General features: G+C 73.7%; 16 protein-coding genes. 9 read left to right on the top strand and 7 right to left on the bottom strand.

The genetic code is table 11. From position 1 onward, the window contains the following. Position 1: 1 nt before the first annotated feature. Complete coding sequence (locus ACIQMJ_RS03100; RefSeq protein WP_499759342.1) at positions 2–1,330, bottom strand: extracellular solute-binding protein; 1,329 nt, start codon at positions 1,328–1,330, stop codon at positions 2–4. A 10-nt stretch (positions 1,331–1,340) separates the two neighbouring features. Next, a complete protein-coding gene (locus tag ACIQMJ_RS03095; RefSeq protein WP_499759341.1) occupies positions 1,341–2,564 on the bottom strand; it encodes an ROK family transcriptional regulator in 1,224 nt (407 codons plus the stop codon). Positions 2,565–2,709: 145 nt separating this feature from the next. Here ACIQMJ_RS03095 and ACIQMJ_RS03090 point away from each other — a divergent pair, with 145 nt between their 5' ends. Next, positions 2,710–3,348, top strand: a complete 639-nt coding sequence (locus ACIQMJ_RS03090) for a DUF3159 domain-containing protein (protein ID WP_499759340.1) — start codon at positions 2,710–2,712, stop codon at positions 3,346–3,348. A 151-nt stretch (positions 3,349–3,499) separates the two neighbouring features. Here the strand turns inward: ACIQMJ_RS03090 and ACIQMJ_RS03085 are convergent, their stop codons facing one another. Both ACIQMJ_RS03085 and ACIQMJ_RS03080 read right to left on the bottom strand, forming a co-directional pair. Beyond that, on the bottom strand, positions 3,500–4,432 hold the full coding sequence (locus ACIQMJ_RS03085) for an N-acetylglucosamine kinase (protein WP_499759339.1): 933 nt from the start codon (positions 4,430–4,432) through the stop codon (positions 3,500–3,502). A gap of 106 nt (positions 4,433–4,538) precedes the next feature. Next, on the bottom strand, positions 4,539–7,733 hold the full coding sequence (locus ACIQMJ_RS03080) for a S8 family peptidase (protein ID WP_499759338.1): 3,195 nt from the start codon (positions 7,731–7,733) through the stop codon (positions 4,539–4,541). A gap of 111 nt (positions 7,734–7,844) precedes the next feature. Between ACIQMJ_RS03080 and ACIQMJ_RS03075 the strand changes: the two genes are divergently transcribed. The 7 genes from ACIQMJ_RS03075 to ACIQMJ_RS03045 are packed head-to-tail and all read left to right on the top strand — an operon-like array spanning position 7,845 to position 15,144. Then, positions 7,845–8,699, top strand: a complete 855-nt coding sequence (locus ACIQMJ_RS03075) for a fumarylacetoacetate hydrolase family protein (protein WP_499759337.1) — start codon at positions 7,845–7,847, stop codon at positions 8,697–8,699. Beyond that, positions 8,699–10,009: an enolase C-terminal domain-like protein gene (locus ACIQMJ_RS03070; protein WP_499759336.1), complete on the top strand. Its 1,311-nt coding sequence runs from the start codon at positions 8,699–8,701 to the stop codon at positions 10,007–10,009. The genes ACIQMJ_RS03075 and ACIQMJ_RS03070 overlap by 1 nt, the downstream gene beginning before the upstream one ends. Beyond that, positions 10,006–10,755 (top strand): SDR family NAD(P)-dependent oxidoreductase, encoded by a 750-nt coding sequence (locus ACIQMJ_RS03065; protein ID WP_499759335.1) that lies wholly within the window; start codon positions 10,006–10,008, stop codon positions 10,753–10,755. Before ACIQMJ_RS03070 ends, ACIQMJ_RS03065 begins: the two co-directional genes overlap by 4 nt. Positions 10,756–10,770: 15 nt before the next feature. Continuing rightward, positions 10,771–11,796 (top strand): sugar ABC transporter substrate-binding protein, encoded by a 1,026-nt coding sequence (locus ACIQMJ_RS03060; protein ID WP_499759334.1) that lies wholly within the window; start codon positions 10,771–10,773, stop codon positions 11,794–11,796. Then, positions 11,796–13,274, top strand: a complete 1,479-nt coding sequence (locus ACIQMJ_RS03055; protein ID WP_499759333.1) for a sugar ABC transporter ATP-binding protein — start codon at positions 11,796–11,798, stop codon at positions 13,272–13,274. The genes ACIQMJ_RS03060 and ACIQMJ_RS03055 overlap by 1 nt, the downstream gene beginning before the upstream one ends. Beyond that, on the top strand, positions 13,271–14,236 hold the full coding sequence (locus tag ACIQMJ_RS03050; protein WP_499759332.1) for an ABC transporter permease: 966 nt from the start codon (positions 13,271–13,273) through the stop codon (positions 14,234–14,236). Before ACIQMJ_RS03055 ends, ACIQMJ_RS03050 begins: the two co-directional genes overlap by 4 nt. Further along, complete coding sequence (locus ACIQMJ_RS03045; protein ID WP_499759331.1) at positions 14,233–15,144, top strand: aldo/keto reductase; 912 nt, start codon at positions 14,233–14,235, stop codon at positions 15,142–15,144. Before ACIQMJ_RS03050 ends, ACIQMJ_RS03045 begins: the two co-directional genes overlap by 4 nt. 104 nt (positions 15,145–15,248) lie before the next feature. Here ACIQMJ_RS03045 and ACIQMJ_RS03040 read toward each other — a convergent pair whose 3' ends face one another. After that, the gene (locus ACIQMJ_RS03040; RefSeq protein ID WP_499759330.1) at positions 15,249–15,923 is read right to left on the bottom strand and encodes a FadR/GntR family transcriptional regulator; all 675 of its coding nucleotides are present in this window, start codon (positions 15,921–15,923) and stop codon (positions 15,249–15,251) included. Positions 15,924–16,117: 194 nt separating this feature from the next. Between ACIQMJ_RS03040 and nagA the strand changes: the two genes are divergently transcribed. Continuing rightward, on the top strand, positions 16,118–17,317 hold the full coding sequence (nagA, locus tag ACIQMJ_RS03035; protein WP_499759329.1) for an N-acetylglucosamine-6-phosphate deacetylase: 1,200 nt from the start codon (positions 16,118–16,120) through the stop codon (positions 17,315–17,317). Positions 17,318–17,524: 207 nt separating this feature from the next. On the opposite strand, the gene ACIQMJ_RS03030 is transcribed toward nagA, so the two are convergent. Together ACIQMJ_RS03030 and ACIQMJ_RS03025 are read right to left on the bottom strand one after the other, a co-directional pair. Continuing rightward, positions 17,525–18,568 (bottom strand): SIS domain-containing protein, encoded by a 1,044-nt coding sequence (locus tag ACIQMJ_RS03030; RefSeq protein ID WP_499759328.1) that lies wholly within the window; start codon positions 18,566–18,568, stop codon positions 17,525–17,527. A 24-nt stretch (positions 18,569–18,592) separates the two neighbouring features. Then, positions 18,593–20,008, bottom strand: coding sequence for a glycoside hydrolase family 3 protein (locus tag ACIQMJ_RS03025; protein WP_499759327.1), 1,416 nt, complete (start codon positions 20,006–20,008; stop codon positions 18,593–18,595). Positions 20,009–20,014: the final 6 nt, after the last annotated feature.

The raw sequence follows: 20,014 nt of genomic DNA, 5'->3' as shown, positions 1-20,014 counted from the left end.
CCTACTTGCCGCTCTTCGCGATCCGGTCGTCGATCTGCTGGTCGACCTCGGCCAGCCCCGCCATCACGTCGGGCACCGCGCCCGACTGCCACGACGTGGCGAAGTCGCTGATGGCCTTGATGTGCGCGTCGCCGATGGGCGTGACCGGGTTGCCCTGGAGCTTGTCCGAGCCGGCCAGCTCGATGAACGTCCGGAAGTTCTCGTCCACCTCCAGGCGCGGGTCGGTCAGCGCGGCCTTCGTGCTGGGGATGTTCTTGATCCGGTTGGCCAGCTCGACGATGGTCGGGGTGTCGAACGACAGGTGCTTGATCAGCTCCCACGCCGCGCCGGGGTTCTTCGCGCCCTTCGGGATGCCCATGATCGTGCCCGCGGTGAACCCGGTGCCGTACAGCTCGGGCTTGCTCGTCGGGAACGGCGCGGTGCCGAACCGCACCTGCGGCGCCTGGTCCTGCAGGAACGCCGTGCGGTACTCGCCGTCGATCATCATGGCGATCTTGCGCTGGTGGAACGCGTGGTCGGTGGAGTACTGCTGGCCGAGCCCGGCGCGGAACCGCTCCAGGGCGTCGTAGCCGTAGAAGTCCACCAGCTCCTTCTGGAACAGCAGCATCTCCGCCCACTCCGGCGACGCCAGGCCCGACTTGCCGTCCGCCTTCTCCCACTTCGCGCCGAAGTGCGGCGCCCAGATCTGCGGGTTGTTGGCGTAGAACGGCATGCTCGGCAGGAAGCCCGCGACCTCGATCGAGCCGTCCGCGGCCTTCTTGGTGGTGCGCTTGGCGAAGTCCAGCAGCTCGGCCGTCGTCTTCGGGGGCGACGTGATGCCGGCCTCGGCGAGCATGTCCTTGTTGTAGTACAGCCCGTACACGTCGCTGAGCAGCGGCATCGCGCACCGGTTGCCCTTGTACTCGGTGTAGGAGCGCACCGCGTCGGTGATCTGGCCGAGGTCCACGCCTTCCCGCGCGATGTAGGGCTTGAGGTCGGAGAACGAGCCGCTGGAGCAGAACTGGCCGATGTTGTCGGTGGTGAACGACAGGGCCACGTCCGGTGGGTTGCCGCCGCGGATGCCCGCGGTGATCTTGTCGTCGTCCTGGCTGCCCTCGTGCTTGATCTCGGCGTTGGGGAACTTCGCCTTGAAGCTCTCCAGGGCCTTGGTGACCTCGTCCTGCTCGCGCCCGGAGAAGTTGCTCCAGACGGTCAGCGAGAACCTGTCGTCCCTGCCCGGCGCCGCCGCCGGACCCGACTGCTCGGCCTGCTTGCCGGAGCCCGCCGCGCAAGCGGTGAGGGACACCGCCGCGGCCACGCACAACAACGCTGCGCGGTGGAGCTTGCGCATGTGCTCTCCTTCATGTCGACGTGCTCGGAGCGGTCGCGTCCTGGCGGTTCGGACCGCGGAAGGGCTCGGTCGTGGCGGCGGGCAGACCGAACACCTGTTCCCTGGCGACCGACAGCGCCGCGTGCAGCGCGCCGGAACGCACCGGCTTCCCGGTCACCAGGGCGAGTCGGACGGGGGTGCGGGGCACCACCAGGCGGCGCAGCTCGGCGGCGACGAGGTCGGCGAGCGTCGTGCCGCCCGCGTGCGCGATGTCGCCGGACAGCAGCACCAGTTCGGGGTCGAGCACGGCGACCACGTTCGCCACGCCGGTCGCGATGCGGCGGGCCAGGTCGACCAGGAACTCGCGGCCGGCGGTGCCCTCGCTCAACGCCTTCTCCACAGCGGCCCGGCCGGTGCGGGCGGACACGCCGTGCGCGCGGGCCAGGCGGGCGATGCCGGGGCTGTCGAGCAGGTCGCCGTAGCGGCTGCCGGCGCGGTCGGTGCCGGTGTCGGCGTGCGCGTGGTCGGGGACGCGCATGGCGTCGATCTCACCCGCGCCGCCGGTCGCGCCGCGCAGCAGCACGCCGTTGACGACGACGGCCGCGCCCACCGCGTCGGCGGGCCACAGCAGCACGAAGTCCTTCACCCCGACGGCCCGGCCGGCGACCATCTCCTCCAGCGCGACCAGGTTGACGTCGTTCTCGACCGTGACCGAGGTGTCGAGGAGGGCGGCCAGCTCCTCGGGGATGTTCTTGTCCGCCCAGCCCGGCATGTGGGGCGCGTAGTTGAGGCGGCCGGTGGCCGTGTCCACCGCGCCGGGGCTGCCGACGACGACGTGGTGCAGGGCGTCGGTGGTGAGGCCCGCCTGGGCGGCGGCCTTGGTGACCGCGCCGTGGAACGCCTCCAGCACGTCGGTCTTCGGCATGGGGGCGCGGTGCTCGGTGAGCGTGGCGCCGGAGATGTCGGCGATGGCGACGTCGATCGTGTCGGGCGTGAGGTCGACGGCGGCGACGTGGGCCAGCGCGCCGTTGACCGTCCACAGCTGCGCGCGCGGGCCGCGTCCGCCGCCGCGCAGGCCGTTGCGCAGCACCGTGCCTTCTTCTTCGAGGCGGGTCAGGAGCTGGGCGGTGGCCGGTTTGGACAGGCCGATGATCCCCTCCAGCTCCGCCCTGGTCAGCGGGCCGTTGCGGAGCAACGCCTCGATCGCGGCGCGGTCGTTGATCTCGCGCAGCAGCCTCGGGCTCCCGGCTCGCATGGCCTCTCCTGTCTGTGGGGGAGCGGTCCTGTCTGTTAACTTTCCAGACGATTTCGCCGTGACGTTAGTGACGGCCCTCACGGGGGTCAATGCCCCGAGACGGGTCCGTTACCTGGGTTAGGTTGGCCTAAGGCACCCTGGAGGCATGACCGACACGCGTCAGGAGTCGCTGGCCGCACTGCTGGGCGGGCGGGGCGGTGCGCTGGACGCCTCGCTGCCGCCGCCGGCGTTCGTCGTGGGGTGGTTGCTGGGCGGGAACTCCGTGGCGGTCGGCGCTCTCTCGGCGGTGGTCGTCGGCGTGGTCGTCGGTGTCGTGCGGGTGTTGCGAGGCGGCCGTCCCCGCGCCCTCCTGGCCTCGGTCGCCCTGGTCGTGCTGGCCGCGTACATCGCGTTGCAGACCGGGCGGGCGGAGGACTTCTTCCTGCTCCAGATCTTCTTGAATGCCGCGTCCGCGCTGGTGTGGGCGGCGTCCATCGTGCTGCGGTGGCCCCTCTTGGGCGTGGTGGTCGGTCTGGTCACGGGCCAGAAGTTCCGCTGGCGGCGTGACCCGGACCTGCTCCGCGCGTACCGCTACGCGTCGTGGCCGTGGGTGGGCCAGTACGTCCTGCGCGTCCTCGTGTTCGGCGCTCTCTGGCTGGCCGGCGAAGTCGTCCTGCTGGGCATCATGCGCGCCGCCCTGACCTGGCCCCTCCAGGTCGCGTGCATCGCCGTCAGCTGGTGGGTCCTCCGCCGCACCCTCCCCGCCGACCACCCGGGCCTCCGCCACCCCCGCCCCACCTCGTGAGTCGAACCTCCAGGACCCGAGAGTCGAACCTCCAGGACCCCCGAGTTCAACATTCAGGTCGGGGACGGCTCGGTGCCGCCTCTCCTGAACGTTGAACTCGGGGGTCCTGAGCGTTCGACTCGCGGGACCTGAGCGTTCGACTCTCGCGGAGTTAGAGGGGGCGGGGGGCGGAGTCGCCCAGGATCTTCACGGCGGCCAGCCAGGCGGCGCCGGCGGCGCCCTCGGTGGCGACGGTGACGGGAGCCGCGGAACGGGTGGACAGCTCGCGCTTGAGGCGCGAGCCCAGCGGGTTCGCGTGGACCAGGCTGCCCATCAGGACGATCGGCGCGCGGCTGTCGGCCGGACGGGCGGCGTCGGCCAGGTCCGCCAACGCCCGCACGGCGGCGGTGATGATGCGGTCGGCGGACGGTGCGGCGGCGTGCGCCGTCACGAGCGGCGCGTAAGTGGCCAGGGCGATCGGCGCTGACGCGTTCGCCGCGGTGATCAGCCGACGCCACCGCTCCCGGCGCGGCAGGTCCGGGATCTCGGCACGGGCCAGCACGGCGGCGGCCAGGTCGTCCACGTCGTCCTGTTCCAACGCCGCCAACGTCGCCCGCACGGCCTCGCGGCCCAGCCAGAACGCCGACCCCTCGTCACCCAGCAGCCAGCCGTACCCGCCCGCCGTCGACACCAGCTCGTGGTGCTCGATCCGGGCCGCGATCGACCCCGTCCCGGCCACCAGCACGGTCCCGTCCGGCGACGCCGTGCCGGTCGCGAACGCCGCCTCGCAGTCCGTGATCACGCGCATCGGGCACCGCAGCCCCGCGCCCGCCCACGCCGCCTCGAACAACGCCGCCACCGCCGGGTCGCTGAGCAGCTTGCTCGACCCGGCCATGCCGAGCACGCCCGACTCGACCTTCCCCGCATCCACCCCGTCCAACGCCGCCGTCAACGCCTGCCGCACGTGCGCGGCGGCCAGCTCCGGCGGGTGCGAGTTGGGGTTCGCGCCACCCGCGACGCCGGCGCCCAAGCGGGTGCCGTCCAGGTCGAGCACCAACGCCCGGGTGCTCGTGCCGCCCGCGTCCAGACCCACCACGAAACCCATTCGCCCGAGTATGCCCAGCACGAACGAGGTCCGGCACACCCAACCGGGTTGTGCCGGACCTGGCTCTGCGTGACAGGCGTGACGGGCGTGACAGCCGTGACGGGCGTCAGCGGACCGCGAGCACCTGCGCGCGGTCACCGGAAGCGTTGTGGTGGTGCAGGAACAGCAGGCTGCCGTCCACCGCGGACCCGCCGCGCCGCACCCGCAGCACCGCGCCGGCCTCCGCCACGAACGACACCCCGCCCTCGACGCCGAGCCCCGGCCGCAGCGGGTCGAACGCCATGGGCGTGCCGATCCGGTCCACGAACCCGTCGGCGTTGCCCGGCGCGGGGTAGTCCCCGGACGTCACGACCGTGTAGGTCACCGGCGCGCTCGCCGCCGCCGGGTCGATCCCCAACGCGCTCAACGCGACCGGCAGCACCACCACGTTGGTGTCCATCACGTTGGTGTCCACGTCGCCGTACTGGCCGTTGAGCGGCTGCTCGTCCACGACCGCGCCGTCCGCCGCGCGCACGGTCCGCGCCAGCCACACGTCCGCCGTGACCACCAGGCCGGAACCCGGCTTCACGGCCTGCACGGTGTAGTCGGGCACGCCGTCGCCGGTGGTGTCGACCCGCACCCGGGGGCTGTTCGCGAGGCCGAGCGTGACCCAGTCGTGCCAGGTCACAATCCCGAACGCGAGCATCCCGTCACCGACCGCCGCGCCCACGTACCGCAGGTCGCCCCCGCGCGCCGACCCGTTCACCGCGCAGTCGGCCTGCACGTCGTCCCCGCACGGCGGCAGCTCGGGGCTGGAGCCGTGCAGCTCGAACGCGCTCACCAGCGACCGGTACGCCTCGTCGCCCTCGCCCTGGTCCACCGCGCGCCCGGCCAGCTCGACCGCGCCGTCACCGCGGTCGACCGCCTCGACGTCGGCGACCGGTTCCGGCGCCGCGTACACCGGCACCCGCAGCACCAGGTCGCCGGACCGCACGAGCAGCCGCCCGGACGCCTCGGCCAGGAACTGCCGGGCCACGCCCCCCTGCACCTTCTCGATCGTCGGGTCGGCGACCTTGCGCAGCTCTTCCGGCGTCACGGTCAGCGTCACGTCGACCGTCGCCGTCCCGTTCGGCGGCACGACGAGCACCGGCGGCCACACCTCGAACCCCGCGCCGGGCACGGTGGTCGCGGCCTCGTAGGAGACCCGCGCGGTGCGTGGCCGGGCCGACTTGTTCACCACCTCCACGGTCTTGCGCACGGTCAGCGGAGCGCCGGCCCCGACCGGCCCGAACGAGACGCCCACCGTGCCGGGGTCGTCGGCGACCATGGCCAGCAGGTCGACGCCGACCGCGTCCAGCGCGTCCACCCGGCCCGCGCCGACCCGCATGGGCGCCTCGGGCTTGCCGGTGGTGTGGTCGTCGCCGTCGGTCACGTCGCCGGACGCGGTGTTCATGATCGCGGCCTTGACCTCCTCGACCGTCCAGTCCGGACGCACCTCGCGCACCAGCGCGGCGAGGCCCGCCACGTGCGGCGAGGCCATCGACGTGCCGCCCATGCTCACCGCCTCGGCGCCCGTGCCGACGTTGGCGGACAGGATCGTGTCGCCGGGCGCGGCCACGTCGGGCTTGGCCGCCGCCGCGCCGCGCGATCCCCGCGACGACGACGGCGTGATCGTGTCGGCGAGGGTCGGCGTCATCGTCGGCACGGCGTTGCGCAGGGAGCCGAGCATCCGGACCTGGAGCGTGCCGCCGGTCAACGCCGGGCGCAGCGCCTCGGTGGACGCGCGGGTGAACTGGAACGCCGGGATGCCCGCGTTGCCCGCGATGGCGGCCTTGAAGTGGTCGCTGGTGGCGGTGAGCAGCACGCCTTCCGCGCCCGCCGCCTCGGCGTTGTCGGTCCGCGCCGCGGAGCCGCACTCGCGGGTCGCGTCGTCCTCGTCCCACTCCAGCCACGCGAACCGGCCGTTGAGGTCCTCGGTGATCGGCGCGCACCCGTCGAGGTTCTCCGGGTCGGACACCGGCACGACGGGCAGCGTCACGTCCAGCGCCGGGTAGCCGGTGTAGCTCTTGCTGTACTGCCCGGCGTGCCGCGCGCCCGCCACCTCGACGCCGTCCAGGAGCGCGAACGCGTCCCGCGTGTTGGCCACGGCCAGCGCCTCGGGCGTGTTCCCGGGCGAGCCGCCCACGTCGTAGAGGTCGCCGCCGTTGCCCGCCGCCGCGACGACCACGACGCCGTGCTCCACGACCTTGCGCACGAACAGGCTGTCGGGGTCGTCCTGGCCGGCGAAGTCGCTGCCCAGCGACAGGTTGACCACGTCGAGGTGGTCGCCGAAGTCGCCGTCGCCGTCCGGGTCCAGCGACCAGTCCAGCGCCTGGCCGACGAGCTCGGTCGAGCCGGTGCAGCCGAACACCTTCAACGCGTACAGCGACGCCCGGGGCGCGACGCCGGGGCCGATCCTCATCCCGGCCACGGCTTCGGGCGTCAACGTCGAGTGGTCGCCGGTGAACGGGGTGCCGTCGGCGTTCTCGCCGTACCCGGCGGCCGTGCCCGCGACGTGCGTGCCGTGGCTGTGGCAGTCCAGCGGGTTCGGGTCGGGCGCGGGCACGGCCTTCGCGGGGTCGGTGGAGTCGTAGGCGTCGCCCGCGAAGTCGTAGCCGCCGACGACCTTCGCGGTGGGCGTCCACGGCGCGGTGCGGTCGACGGCCTGGTACGCGGCGGCGGTGCCGGGTCCGCCGAAGTCGGCGTGGGTGTAGTCGATGCCGGTGTCCACGATGCCGATGCGCACGCCCTCGCCGTGGCGGCCGGTGTCGCGCCACACCTGCGCCGCCCCGGTCAGCTCCACCGCGCCCGCGTTCCGCACGGTCTTCGGCACGGTCAGCCGCACGGACCTGACCTCGGGCAGCGCGGCCAGGCCGCGCAGGCTCGCCGCGTCGGCGTTGACGACCACGCCGGGGACCGCGTTGCGGGTCTTGGCGACCACGCGGGTGCGGGCGTCACGGCCGCGCAGCGCCGTCAGGACCCGGTCGGCCTGGGCGTCGGTGCGCTGCCGTGCCGCCCGTGCCGCGGCGGCCGGGTCGCCGCCGCGGGCCTTCTCGTCGCCGTACGCCTGCGTGGCCGGGGTGGTGGTGAGCTCGACGAACGCCGTCACCGGGCCTCTGGCGCGGTCGAGCGCTCGTTCGGACGACCCGTCGCCCGCGTGGTCGGCCCGGTTGGGCGGCAGGGGTCTGGCGGGCCGGTCGGCGCCCGCGGCGTGGCCGACGAGGAGCGTGCCGAGCAGTGCGGCGGTGGCGGCGGATGCCCACACCGCGCGGTGGAATGTCATCGCAACCCTTCGTAACCGGGATTCATCGGACGAATAACCGGACAACCTCTAGACGCCCCGAACGGCAAGCGCTATACATCCGATCTATCGAGTGGTGGAGGAGGACCTGCCGTGCAGTTGCTGCGCCTGGGCCCGTCGGGCTCGGAACGCCCTGCCGTCCGTGCCGACGACGGCGTGACGTACGACCTGACCCCGGTGACCGACGACGTGACCGGCGCGTTCCTCTCCGACGACGGCATCGCCCGCGCCCGCGCCGCCCTGGCGGCCGGTGAACTCCACCCGATCGTGGACGACGGCGTGCGGATCGGACCGCCGGTCGCGGGCGTCGGCAAGCTCGTCTGCATCGGCCTCAACTACCGCGACCACGCGGAGGAGACCGGCCTGGCGATCCCGTCGGAACCGGTGGTGTTCCTCAAGACCCCGGACACGATCGTCGGCCCGAACGACGAGGTGCTGGTGCCGCGCCGCTCGGTGAAGACGGACTGGGAGGTCGAGCTGGGCGTGGTCATCGGGCGCACGGCCCGGTACCTGGAGTCCGCCGAGGAGGCCCTGACCTGCGTCGCCGGGTACACGCTGTCGCACGACGTGAGCGAGCGGGAGTTCCAGCTGGAGCGCGGCGGGCAGTGGGACAAGGGCAAGAACTGCGAGACGTTCAACCCGCTCGGCCCCTTCCTCGTGCCCGCGGACGAGGTCGGCGACCCGCAGGCGCTGGGCCTGCGGCTGTGGGTCAACGGCGTGCCGCGGCAGGACTCCTCCACCAAGAACATGATCTTCCCGGTGGCCGAGCTGGTCCGCTACCTGAGCTGGTTCCTCGTCCTTCGACCGGGTGACGTCATCAACACCGGCACGCCGGCCGGCGTGGCGCTCGGCCACCCGGAGCCCAAGCCGTACCTGAAGGCGGGCGACGTGGTGGAGCTGGAGATCGACGGGCTGGGCCGGCAGCGGCAGACGTTCGGGCAGGCGTGATGGTCGACCGGGTCGTCGCGCTGGACGTGCTGGACATCCGGTTCCCGACCTCGCGGGAGCTGGACGGGTCGGACGCGATGAACCCCGACCCGGACTACTCCGCGGCCTACGTGGTGCTGCGCACGTCGGACGGCCCGGACGGCTACGGGCTGGCGTTCACGATCGGCCGCGGCAACGACGTGCAGGCCGCGGCGATCCGGTCGCTCGCGCACCACGTCGTCGGCCGGCCCGTCCCGGAGACCGCGGCGGACCTGGCCGCGCTGTCCGCCGACCTGGTCGGCGACTCGCAGCTGCGCTGGCTGGGCCCGGAGAAGGGCGTCGCGCACATGGCGCTGGGCGCGGTCGTCAACGCCGCGTGGGACCTCGCCGCGCGGCGCGCGGGCCTGCCGCTGTGGCGGTTCCTGTCGGGCATGACGCCGGAGGAGATCGTCGGCCTGGTCGACTTCCGGTACCTGTCCGACGCGCTCACGCCCGAGGAGGCGCTGGACGTGCTGCGGCGCGCCGAGCCGGGCCGGGCCGAACGGGCGGCGGCGCTGGTCCGCGACGGCTACCCGGCCTACACGACGTCACCGGGCTGGCTCGGCTACGCCGACGGCAAGCTGGCGGGCCTGGCGCGGCAGGCGCTCGCCGACGGCTTCGACATGATCAAGCTGAAGGTCGGCGGCAGCCTGGACGACGACGTGCGGCGGATGAGGCTGGCCCGCGAGGTCGTCGGGCCGGACGTGCGCATCGCCGTGGACGCCAACCAGCGGTGGGACGTGGGCACGGCCATCGCCTGGATGCGCGAGCTGGCGCCGTTCGACCCGTACTGGATCGAGGAGCCCACCTCGCCGGACGACGTGCTGGCGCACGGCGCGATCGCCAGGGCGGTGCGCCCGATCAAGGTCGCCACCGGCGAGCACGTGCAGAACCGGGTGGTCTTCAAGCAGCTGCTGCAAGCCGGCGCGGTCGACGTGGTGCAGCTCGACGCGTGCCGGGTCGGCGGCGTGAACGAGAACATCGCGATCCTGCTGCTGGCGGCGAAGTTCGGCGTGCCGGTGTGCCCGCACGCGGGCGGCGTCGGCCTGTGCGAGCTGGTCCGGCACCTGGCGATGGTCGACTTCGTGGCGGTCTCCGGGTCGCTGGAGGACCGCGTGATCGAGTGGGTCGACCACCTGCACGAGCACTTCACCGACCCGGCCGTGGTGCGCGGCGGCCGGTACGCCGCGCCCACCGAGCCGGGTTTCTCGGCGCGGCTGCGCGACGGGACGGTGACCGACTACCGGTATCCCGACGGCCCGGTGTGGGCGGAGCTGGAGGCGCGGCGGTGAGCGAGTTCGAAGGGCTGGTCGCGGTGGTGACCGGCGGCGCGTCGGGCATCGGCCTGGCCACCGCGCGGCTGCTGGCGGCGCGGGGCGCGACCGCGGTGGCGCTGGACCTGCACCCGCGGGTCGACCCGCCGGTGCACGGGATCAGGGCCGACGTGACCGACGACGCGTCGGTGCGCGCGGCGATCGAGGAGGTGGTCGAGCGGTTCGGCCGGCTGGACGTGCTGGTGAACAACGCGGGCGTCGGCGCGCAGGGCGACGTGACCGCGAACCCGGACGACGAGTGGCACCGGGTGCTGGACGTGAACGTGGTCGGCATGGCCCGGGTCGCCCGCGCCGCGCTGCCGCACCTGCGCAGGTCGCCGTCGGCGGCGATCGTGAACACCGGCTCGATCGCGGCCTGGGCCGGTCTGCCGCAGCGCGCGCTGTACTCGGCCAGCAAGGGCGCGGTGCACGCGTTGACGCTGGCCATGGCCGCGGACTACGTGCGCGAGGGCATCCGCGTGAACGCGGTGGCCCCCGGCACGGCGGACACCCCGTGGGTGGGCCGCCTGCTCGACTCGGCGCCGGACCCGGACGCCGAGCGGGCCGCGCTGGAGGCGAGGCAGCCGCACGGGCGGCTGGTCTCGGCGGACGAGGTCGCGGGCGCCATCGCCTACCTGGCCGGTCCGCTCTCCGGCTCCACCGCCGGCACCGTCCTCGCGGTCGACGGCGGCATGCACGGAGTGCGGTTGCGCTCGAAACCCTAACCGGATCGGGGGACCATGAAGCGTCGCAGCACCCTCACCGTCGCGGTGTGCCTCACCCTCACGACCGCCTGCGGCTCGGCGGGCACGACCGGCGCGTCCGGTGTCGGCCCGATCGGCGTCGACCACCCGCGGGCCGACTCGGACTTCTGGAACTCCTACATCAAGTACACGCCGCAGAAGGCGCAAGAGCTCGGCATCGCCCTGATGCCGCCGACCAACTCCCAGAACAAGGTGGAGAACCTGGTCGCGAACGTCCAGTCCTTGCAGAGCCAGGGGGCGAAGGCGATCGTGATGGCGCCGCAGGACACCGGCGCGGTGGCGTCCACTGTGGAGCGCCTGGCCAAGGCGAAGGTCCCCGTGGTCACGGTGGACACGCGACCCGACCGGGGCGGCGTCTACATGGTGGTGCGCGCGGACAACAAGGCGTACGGCGAGAAGGCGTGCAGGTTCCTCGGCGACAAGCTCGGCGGCAACGGCAAGGTGGTCGAGTTCCAGGGCTCGCTGTCCTCGGTCAACGGCCGGGACCGGTCCGAGGCGTTCGCCGCGTGCATGCGGCGCGACTACCCGGGCATCACGGTGTTCGAGGAGCCGACGGACTGGGAGGGGACCAGGGCCTCGGCCGCCTTGCAGACCCGGCTCACCCAGCACCCGGACGTCGACGGCATCTACATGCAGGCCGGTGGTGTGTTCCTCGCGCCCACGCTGCAAGTGCTGCGGCAGAGGAACATGCTCGTGCCGCCGGAGGACCCGAAGCACGTCTTCATCGTGTCCAACGACGGCATCCCGCAGGAGCTGGAGGCCATCCGCAGGGGCGAGATCGACGCGACCGTGTCCCAGCCCGCCGACCTGTACGCGGAGTGGGCGCTGTTCTACGCCAAGGCCGCGATCGAGGGCAGGACCTTCGAGCCCGGCCCGACCGACCACGGCAGCGAGATCGTCGACGTCGGCGGCGGCCAGCTCGAGGACCAGCTCCCCGCGCCGCTGATCACCAAGGACAACGTGGACGACAGGGCCTTCTGGGGCAACCAGGTCGGGTCGTGATGTCCACCGCCGGCGGGGTCGGGGACCGGGTGGTCGTGGAGGCCGACGGGGTGAGCGTGCGGTTCGGCCGCACGGTGGCGTTGGACGACGTGGGCATCCGGGTGCGCGAGGGGGAGACCCACGCGCTGGTCGGCCGCAACGGCGCCGGCAAGTCGACGCTGGTCTCGGTGCTGACCGGGATGCGCGCGCCGGACGCCGGACGGGTGCGGTTCTTCGGCGAACCCGCGCCGCCGGTGGCCGACCGGGCGGCGTGGCGGGCCCGGGTGTCGTGCGTCTACCAGCGGTCCGCGGTGGTGCCGGACCTGTCGGTGGCGGAGAACCTGTTCCTGAACCGGCAGGGCGCGCTGGTGCGCTGGTCGCGGTTGCGGCGGCGGGCGGCGGACCTCCTGGCGCAGTACGAGGTGGCGGTGTCGCCGGACGCGCGGGTCGGCGACCTGACCGTGGAGCAGCGGCAGCTCGTCGAGATCGCGCGGGCGCTGTCGACCGGCGCGCGGCTGATCGTCCTGGACGAGCCGACCGCGCGGCTGGACGGTCCGGCGATCGAGCGGCTGTTCGAGCGGATGCGGTCGTTGCGCGACGGCGGGGTGGCCTTCCTGTTCATCTCCCACCACCTCCAGGAGGTGTACGAGGTGTGCCAGGCCGTGACGGTGTTCCGGGACGCGCGGCACGTCGTCACCGCGCCCGTCGCCGAGCTGCCGGAACCGGCGCTGGTGGAGGCCATGACCGGTGAGCCGGGCGGGTTGGCCGTGCCGGAGCGCGTGGGGGAGGGGTCGCGCGCCGAGGAGGTGCTCACCGTGCGCGGGCTGTCCGGTGAGGCGTTCGCGGACATGACGCTGACCGTGCGCGCGGGCGAGGTCGTGGGGCTCGCGGGCAGCGCGTCCAGCGGCAAGCACCGGTTCGCCGAGACCGTGTACGGGCTGCGGCGGGCGTCGGCGGGGACCGTGGCGGTGCGCGGTGTGCCGGTGACCGACGTGCCGAGCGCGCTGCGCGCGGGTATGGGGTACGTGCCGCGCGACCGCCACCACCAGGGGCTGGTGCCGGACCTGAGCGTGGCGGAGAACGCGCGGCTGGCCGTGCTGGACCGGGTGGTGCGGCGCAAGGCGCTGCACGACGCCGGGCGCGCGGTGATCGCGGCGTACGACATCAAGGCGGACGGTCCGGCGCAGCCGGTGTCCGACCTGTCCGGCGGCAACCAGCAGAAGGTCGTGCTGGCGCGGGCGCTGGCCGCCGACCCGGCCGTGCTGGTGCTGGTCGACCCGACCGCGGGGGTGGACGTGAAGTCGAAGGAGTCGCTGCTCGGGGTGGTGGCCGACCGGGCGCGGGCGGGCACGGCGGCGGTCGTCGTGTCCGACGAGCTGGACGACCTGCGGGTGTGCGACCGGGTCCTGGTGCTGTTCCACGGCCGGGTGGTGCGGGAGTTCGCGCGCGGCTGGTCGGACGGGGAGCTGGTCGCGGCCGTGGAAGGACTGGGCCGGTGATCGCGCGGCTGGGCCGCTACCAGCACCTGGCGCTGGTGCCGGCGATCGTGGCGCTGCTGGTCGTGGGCGCGGCCGTCAGCCCGATCTTCCTCACCGCGGACAACCTGGTCGCCGTGCTCCAGCAGCAGAGCGAGCTGTCGCTGCTGGTGCTCGGGCAGGCGCTGGTGCTGATCGTCGGCAAGATGGACCTGTCGCTGGAGTCGACCATCGGCATCGCGCCCGCGCTGGCCATCGCCCTGGTCATCCCGGCGGCGTCCAACGGGCTCGGGGTGGAGCTGGGCGCGTGGACCGCGATCCCGGTGTGCCTGCTGGTGGGCGCGCTGGTCGGCGGGCTGAACGGGTTGCTGATCCTGAAGCTGGGGCTGTCCGGGTTCATGGTGACGCTCGGGATGCTGACCCTGCTGCGCGGGTTGCAGGAGGCGCTGACCAGGGGGCAGACGTTGTTCGACGTGCCCGGGTCGTTCCTGTACCTGGGCGCGGCGACGTGGCTGGGGCTGCCGGCGGCGGTGTGGGTGTGCGTGGTGCTGTTCGCGGCGGGCATCCTCGCGTTGCGGTACCTGCGGCCGGGGCGCGCGCTGTACGCGGTGGGCGGCAACAGCGAAGCCGCGCGGGCGGCGGGCATCCGGGTGGACCGGGTGGTGTGGGTGGTGCTGGTCGTCGCCGGTGTGCTGGCCGCGGTGGCGGGCATCCTGATGACCGGGCGGCTGGGCACGGTCGCGGTCACCCAGGGCGACGGGATGATCTTCAAGGTGTTCGCGGCGGCGGTGATCGGCGGCATCTCCCTGCAAGGCGGGCGTGGCACGCTGGTGGGCGCGTTGTCCGGGGTGCTGATGCTCGGGCTGGTGGAGAACATCCTGCGGCTGCTGAGCGTGAGCGGGTTCTACATCAACGCGTCGTACGGCGCGGTGATCATCGTGGCGCTGGTCGTGACGCGGTTCGCCACGGGGAAGGTGCAGGAGTGATCCCGTTGTCCCGGCTGGGGTTCGGCGGCGGCCCGATCGGCAACCTGTACGCGGAGGTGTCCGACGAGGACGCCTTCGGCGCGCTGGAGGCCGCGTGGGACGTGGGGGTGCGGTACTTCGACACCGCGCCGCACTACGGGCTCGGGCTGTCGGAGCGGCGGATCGGTGCGTTCCTGGCCGACCGGCCGCGGGCGGAGTTCGTCGTGTCGACGAAGGTCGGCCGGGTGCTGGAACCGGGTTTCGGCGACGGCGACGACCGGGCGAACGGCTTCGCGGTGCCCGCCACGGCGTGGCGGCGGTGGGACTTCAGCGCCGACGGCGTGCGGCGGTCGTTGGAGTCCTCTTTGGACCGTCTCGGGCTGGACCGGGTGGACGTGGTGTACCTGCACGACCCGGACGCGCACTGGGAGCAGGCCGTGTCGGAGGCCGTGCCCGCGTTGCTGGAGCTGCGGTCGCAGGGCGTGATCGGGGCGGTCGGGGTCGGCATGAACCAGTGGGAGATGCCCGCGCGGTTCGTCCGGGAGACCGACCTGGACGTGGTGCTGCTGGCCGGGCGGTACACCGTGCTGGAGCGGACCGGTGCGCCGCTGCTGGACCTGTGCGCGTCGCGCGGGGTGGCGGTGGTGGCGGCGGGGGTGTTCAACTCCGGGCTGCTGGCGCGGCCGGAGGTCGGCGACACCTACGACTACCGGGCCGCTCCGGTGGCGCTGGTGGAGGAGGCCCGGCGGATCGCCGCCGTGTGCGCCCGGCACGGCGTGACGCTGCCGCAGGCGGCCGTCTCGTTCCCGTTCCGCCACCCGGCGGTCGTCTCCGTGCTCCTGGGCGTCCGCACGGCCGCCGAGATGCTCTCCAACGCCGCCGCCGCCTCCACCCCGATCCCCGACTCCCTCTGGTCCGACCTCCCTTAACCCCCGCGCGTCCTACCCCCGGAACGCGAGAGTCCTACGTCCAGAACGCGTGAGTCCTACGTTCGGAACACCCGAGTTGAACGCTCGGAACACCGCGGGCCGCGTCACGCCAGGTCGGACAGCCACTGCTCGACGCCCGCCACGTGCACCGTGGACCACGACCGGGCCAGTTCCGGCTGGCGGGCGGCCAGGGCGTCGACGATGGCGCGGTGCTCGGCGACGGTCCGGTCGACCGCGCCGCCCTGGGTGATGCCGCGCCAGATGCGCACGCGGACGGTCGGGCCGGCCAGCGTGTCCAGCAGTTGGGCCAGGTAGGCGTTGCCCGACCCGTGCGCGACGGCGCGGTGGAACTCCAGGTCGTGCTCGACCAGCTCCTCCACCGACCGGGCCGACTCGGCGGCGTCGCACAACGCCCGCAGCGCCGCGACCTCCTCCGGCCCGACCCGCTGGGCCGCCATCGCCGCCGCGGCCGGTTCGAGGATGCGGCGCACCTGCAGGACCTCCAGCACGGAGTCCTCGCCGCGGTGCAGGTCCAGCACGAACGACAGCGCGCCGAGCAGGTCGTCGGCCCGCAGGCTGGACACGTAGGTCCCGTCACCCTGCCGCACGTCCAGCACCCTGACCAGCGACAACGCCTTGACCGCCTCACGCAGCGAGTTCCGCGACAACCCCAGGCGCTCGGCGAGGTCGGCCTCCCGCGGCAGTCGGTCGCCCGGCTTCAGCTCGCCCGAGACGATCATCTCCTTGACGCGCAGGATGGCGTCGTCGGTAACTGCCACGGCGGCCCTCGACTCGTCAGCTAGACCTCGGATGTCTGGCGCCAAGTATGGGCCACGCCGGAGCGCCACGCGGCCGAACCCCGCCGCGCGGCGAAACATTAACCCAACCCTACTCTATTCGGTTATCTTATAACCACACGTGACGGCGTCCGCCACTTCCGGCCATAATGGTCTGGACCATTTGAGGAGGGACCTTGGACACGGTTGTCGCAGCTCCGCGAGCACTGCTCGGTCGGACCATCACCGGTCCCGTCAGCCTGAGGTTCAGGGCAGGCCGGATCGTGGAGGTCGTCGCGGGTTCACCACCCGACGGCGCCGAGGTGCTGACCGACGGCCTGCTCACCCCGGGCCTGGTGGACGTGCAGGTCAACGGGGCGGTCGGGGTCGACTTCGCCGAGGTGGACCCCGAGGGCATGGCCGCGGTGGCGAGAGCGCTCCCGCGCACGGGGGTGACCCGTTTCCTGCCGACCCTGATCACCGCGCCGGTGCCGGTCGCCGTGCGCCAGGCGCACGCCGTGCTGGCGGCGTCGGCCACCCTGCCGGCGCACGCGGGCGCCAAGCCGCTCGGCGTGCACCTGGAAGGGCCGTTCCTGTCGCCGAAACGCGCGGGCGTGCACGACCCGGCGCTGATGGTGGCGCCCGGCCCGGCCGAGATCGACGTGCTGCTGGCCGACGAGGTGCTGCGGCGCGCGTTGCGCATGGTCACGCTCGCCCCCGAGCAGCCGGGCGGCATGGACGCCGTGCGCAGGCTGGCGGCGGCGGGTGTGCTGGTCGCGGTCGGCCACAGCGACGCGACGGGCGAGCAGACCAGGGCCGCGGCCGAGGCGGGCGCGCGCATGGTGACGCACCTGTTCAACGCCCAGCGCCCGCTCGGCCACCGCGAGCCGGGCGTGCCGGGCGTGGCGCTGGTGGACGACCGGTTCACGCTGGGCCTGATCGCGGACCTGGCGCACGTCGGCCCGGACGTGTGCCGGCTGGTGTTCAACGCGGCCGGGCACCGGGTCGCGCTGGTCACGGACGCCGTGGCCGCCGCGGGCATGCCGCCGGGCCGCTACCAGCTCGGTGGCGCGGACGTGCTGCTGACCGAGGACGGCGTGCCGCGTTCGCCGGAGGGCACGATCGCGGGCAGCGCGCTGACTCTGGACCTGGCCGTGCGCAACATCGTGTCGGTGGGCGTGGACCCGGCGGACGCCCTGGCGTCGGCGACCATCGTCCCGGCCGACGCGATCGGCGAGCCCACGCTCGGCCGTTTGGAGCCCGGCGCCGTCGCGGACCTCGTCTGGTGGGACGACGACCTGCGTCCGCGCAAGGTGTGGGTGGACGGCGAGGTCGTGTTCGACCGTGAGGCGGCGTTCGAGAGCGCCGCGGTGGGCGTGGCGGCCGCGGGGCAGTAGTCGTGCGGTGCGAAGAGGCCCGGGGGAGCGATCCCCCGGGCCTCTTCCGCGTTCCGAGCGTTGAATTCGGGTGTTCCGAACGTAGGACTCACGCGACGCGAACGTAGGACTCACGCGACGCGAACGTAGGACTCACGCGACGCGAACGTAGGACTCACGCGACGCGAACGTGGGACTCACGCGACGTGAGCGTTGGACTCGCGGGGGTCAGCGGGTGCGGGTGACCTTGTTCAGGCCGCGGGGGTTGTCCGGGTCGCCGCCGCGGGCCAGGGCCAGGCCGTGGGCCAGGCGCTGGACCGGGAGGATCTCCAGGATCGGGGCGACCTCCTCGGCGGTCTCGGCGACCGGGATGCGCAGGGCGGCGGAGACCTTGTCCGAGGCCGAGCCGACCGCCAGCACGTCGGCGCCGCGCCCGTGCACGGCGTCCAGCACGTCGTGCAGCGCGTCACCGCCCTTGCCGGCGCTGGTCACCGCCAGCACGGCCGTCTCCGCGTCCACCGCCGCCACGGGCCCGTGCAGCAGGTCCGCCCCGCTGTACGCCCGCGCCGCCAGGTAGGACGTCTCGGCCAGCTTCAGCGCCGACTCCAGCGCCGTCGGCAGCGAGTACCCGCGCCCGGTGGTCAGCACCCGGTCGACGAACCGGTACCGCTGCACGGCCTCGGCCACCGCGTCCGCCGACGAGTCCAGCGTCGCGCGCGCCAGGTCGCCCAGCCGTGCCGCCGCCGAGCCGTCCCCGCCGCGGATGGCGTCCACCAGCAGGTACAGCGCCAGCAACGTCGCGGAGTACGTCTTCGTGGCCGCCACGGCCTGCTCCACGCCCGCGCCGACGTCCACCGACAGCTCGGCCGCCCCGTTCAGCGGCGACGACGCCGTGTTGGTGACCGCGACGGTCAGCGCGCCGCGCGCCCGCGCCGACTCGGTCACCTCCAGCAGGTCCGGCGACCCGCCCGACTGCGACACCGAGACCAGCAGCACGTCCCGCAGGTCCGGCTGGGCCCCGTACAGCGTGGTCGTGGACGGCGACACCAGCCCGGCGGGCAGTTCCAGCAGCACCTCGATCAGGTACTTCGCGTACAGCGCCGCGTGGTCGCTGGACCCGCGCGCGGCCAGCAGCACGAACCGCGGCCGGCGCTCGGCGATCGCCGAGGCGACCGGGGCGATGGCGTCCCGCCGGGCGTGCAGGTCGGCGAAGATGCCCGGCTGCTGGTCGATCTCGGCCGCCATGTGCCTGCCGGGCTGGTGGTCGGTCATCGGTTTCCCCTGTCGGTTCGGGTGCTAGAGGGCGGCGGCGATGCGCTCGGCGGCGGCCTGGAGGCACACGCGGGCGCCGCCGTGGGTGTCCACGCGGGCGACGGCGCCCAGGTCGGGCCCCGGCACGCCGGTCTCGACGTGCACAAGGTCTAGACCAATAGTACCGAGTGCCGACACCAGCTCGCGAGCCCACGCGTGGCGGTGTGCCTCACGCGTCACCACGACGACCGGTCGCCCGGCGGCCAGCGCCGCGATCTCGTCCGCGGACGTCGACGTCACCACCGAGGTGCCCGGGACCAGCTCCGCCAAGTACGGCCCGAGCCCCCACGGCACGTCGCCGACCGCGATCGACGGCTCCACCGCGAGGTCCACGACCACCGGCGGCCCGGACAGCCGCAGCGCGCCGCGCACCTCCAGCGCCCGCCGCGCCGCGACCAGCCCCAGCTCCGGGTCGTGCGCCTCCACCGACGCCGCCGGAGCGCCCAGCGCGGCCGTCCGCCGCGCCGCCTCCTCCAGCCGCTCCACCGGCAGCGCGCCCGACTCGACGGCCGCCACGATGCTGTCGACCAGCCACCGCAGCCCGTCGTCGTCCAACGGCTCGCCGCCCAGGCACAACGCGTCCACGCCGGCCGCCAGCGACCGCACGGACCCCTCCGCGAGGTCGCCGCCGACGGCCTTCATGTCCAGCCCGTCGGTGATGACCGCCCCGGTGAAGCCCAGCTCCTCCCGCAGCACGCGCACCGCCCGCGGGTTCAGCGTCGCGGGCGCGTCACCCCACTCCGGCACGACCAGGTGCCCGGTCATGATCGACCGCACCCCCGCCTCCACCGCCGCGCGGAACGGCACGAACTCCACCGCCGCCAGCTCCGCGGTGGTCCGCGGCAGCACCGGCAGCGCCGCGTGCGAGTCCACAGTGGATGCGCCGTGGCCGGGGAAGTGCTTGGCGCACGCCGCCACCCCGACCGCCTGCAACCCCTCCACGAACGCCGCCACGTGCGCGCCCGCCGCCACCGGGTCCGACCCGAACGACCGCACGCCGATCACGGGGTCGTCCAGCGTCAGCACCAGGTCGGCCGACGGCGCCAGGTTCAGGCTCACCCCGCACGCCGCCAGCCGCGCCCCGATCGACGCCGCCACCGCCCGGGTCAGCCCGACGTCGTCGGCCGCGCCCAGCGCGTGGTTGCCCGGCACCTCCGACCCGCGGCCGGCGTCGAGCCGGGTGACGTCACCGCCCTCCTCGTCGATGCCGATCACGACGTCCGCGCGCACACCCCGCAACTGCGCGTTCAACGCCGTGACCTGGGCGTCGTCCACGACGTTCCGCCCGAACAGCACGACACCGCCGAGCCCGTCGGCCACCCTCTTGAGCAGCCAGTCCGGCGCGGTGGTCCCGTGGAACCCCGGCAGCAGCACACCCGACGCGAGCCGGTGCAACGACATGCGGTC

Origin of the sequence: Actinosynnema sp. NPDC091369, from assembly GCF_044757065.1 — a bacterium.
Classification (GTDB): Bacteria; Actinomycetota; Actinomycetes; order Mycobacteriales; family Pseudonocardiaceae; genus Actinosynnema.
Note: the sequence above shows the minus strand (reverse complement) of the source record. Positions and strands in the feature narration are given on the sequence as shown.

Excerpts from the sequence above, each read along its gene's own strand:
- ACIQMJ_RS03100 (WP_499759342.1), bottom strand. The coding sequence starts at position 1,330 with ATGCGCAAGCTCCACCGCGCAGCGTTGTTGTGCGTGGCCGCGGCGGTG.
- ACIQMJ_RS03095 (WP_499759341.1), bottom strand. The coding sequence starts at position 2,564 with ATGCGAGCCGGGAGCCCGAGGCTGCTGCGCGAGATCAACGACCGCGCC.
- ACIQMJ_RS03090 (WP_499759340.1), top strand. The coding sequence starts at position 2,710 with ATGACCGACACGCGTCAGGAGTCGCTGGCCGCACTGCTGGGCGGGCGG.
- ACIQMJ_RS03085 (WP_499759339.1), bottom strand. The coding sequence starts at position 4,432 with ATGGGTTTCGTGGTGGGTCTGGACGCGGGCGGCACGAGCACCCGGGCG.
- ACIQMJ_RS03080 (WP_499759338.1), bottom strand. The coding sequence starts at position 7,733 with ATGACATTCCACCGCGCGGTGTGGGCATCCGCCGCCACCGCCGCACTG.
- ACIQMJ_RS03070 (WP_499759336.1), top strand. The coding sequence starts at position 8,699 with ATGGTCGACCGGGTCGTCGCGCTGGACGTGCTGGACATCCGGTTCCCG.
- ACIQMJ_RS03060 (WP_499759334.1), top strand. The coding sequence starts at position 10,771 with ATGAAGCGTCGCAGCACCCTCACCGTCGCGGTGTGCCTCACCCTCACG.
- ACIQMJ_RS03055 (WP_499759333.1), top strand. The coding sequence starts at position 11,796 with ATGTCCACCGCCGGCGGGGTCGGGGACCGGGTGGTCGTGGAGGCCGAC.
- ACIQMJ_RS03030 (WP_499759328.1), bottom strand. The coding sequence starts at position 18,568 with ATGACCGACCACCAGCCCGGCAGGCACATGGCGGCCGAGATCGACCAG.
- ACIQMJ_RS03025 (WP_499759327.1), bottom strand. The coding sequence starts at position 20,008 with ATGTCGTTGCACCGGCTCGCGTCGGGTGTGCTGCTGCCGGGGTTCCAC.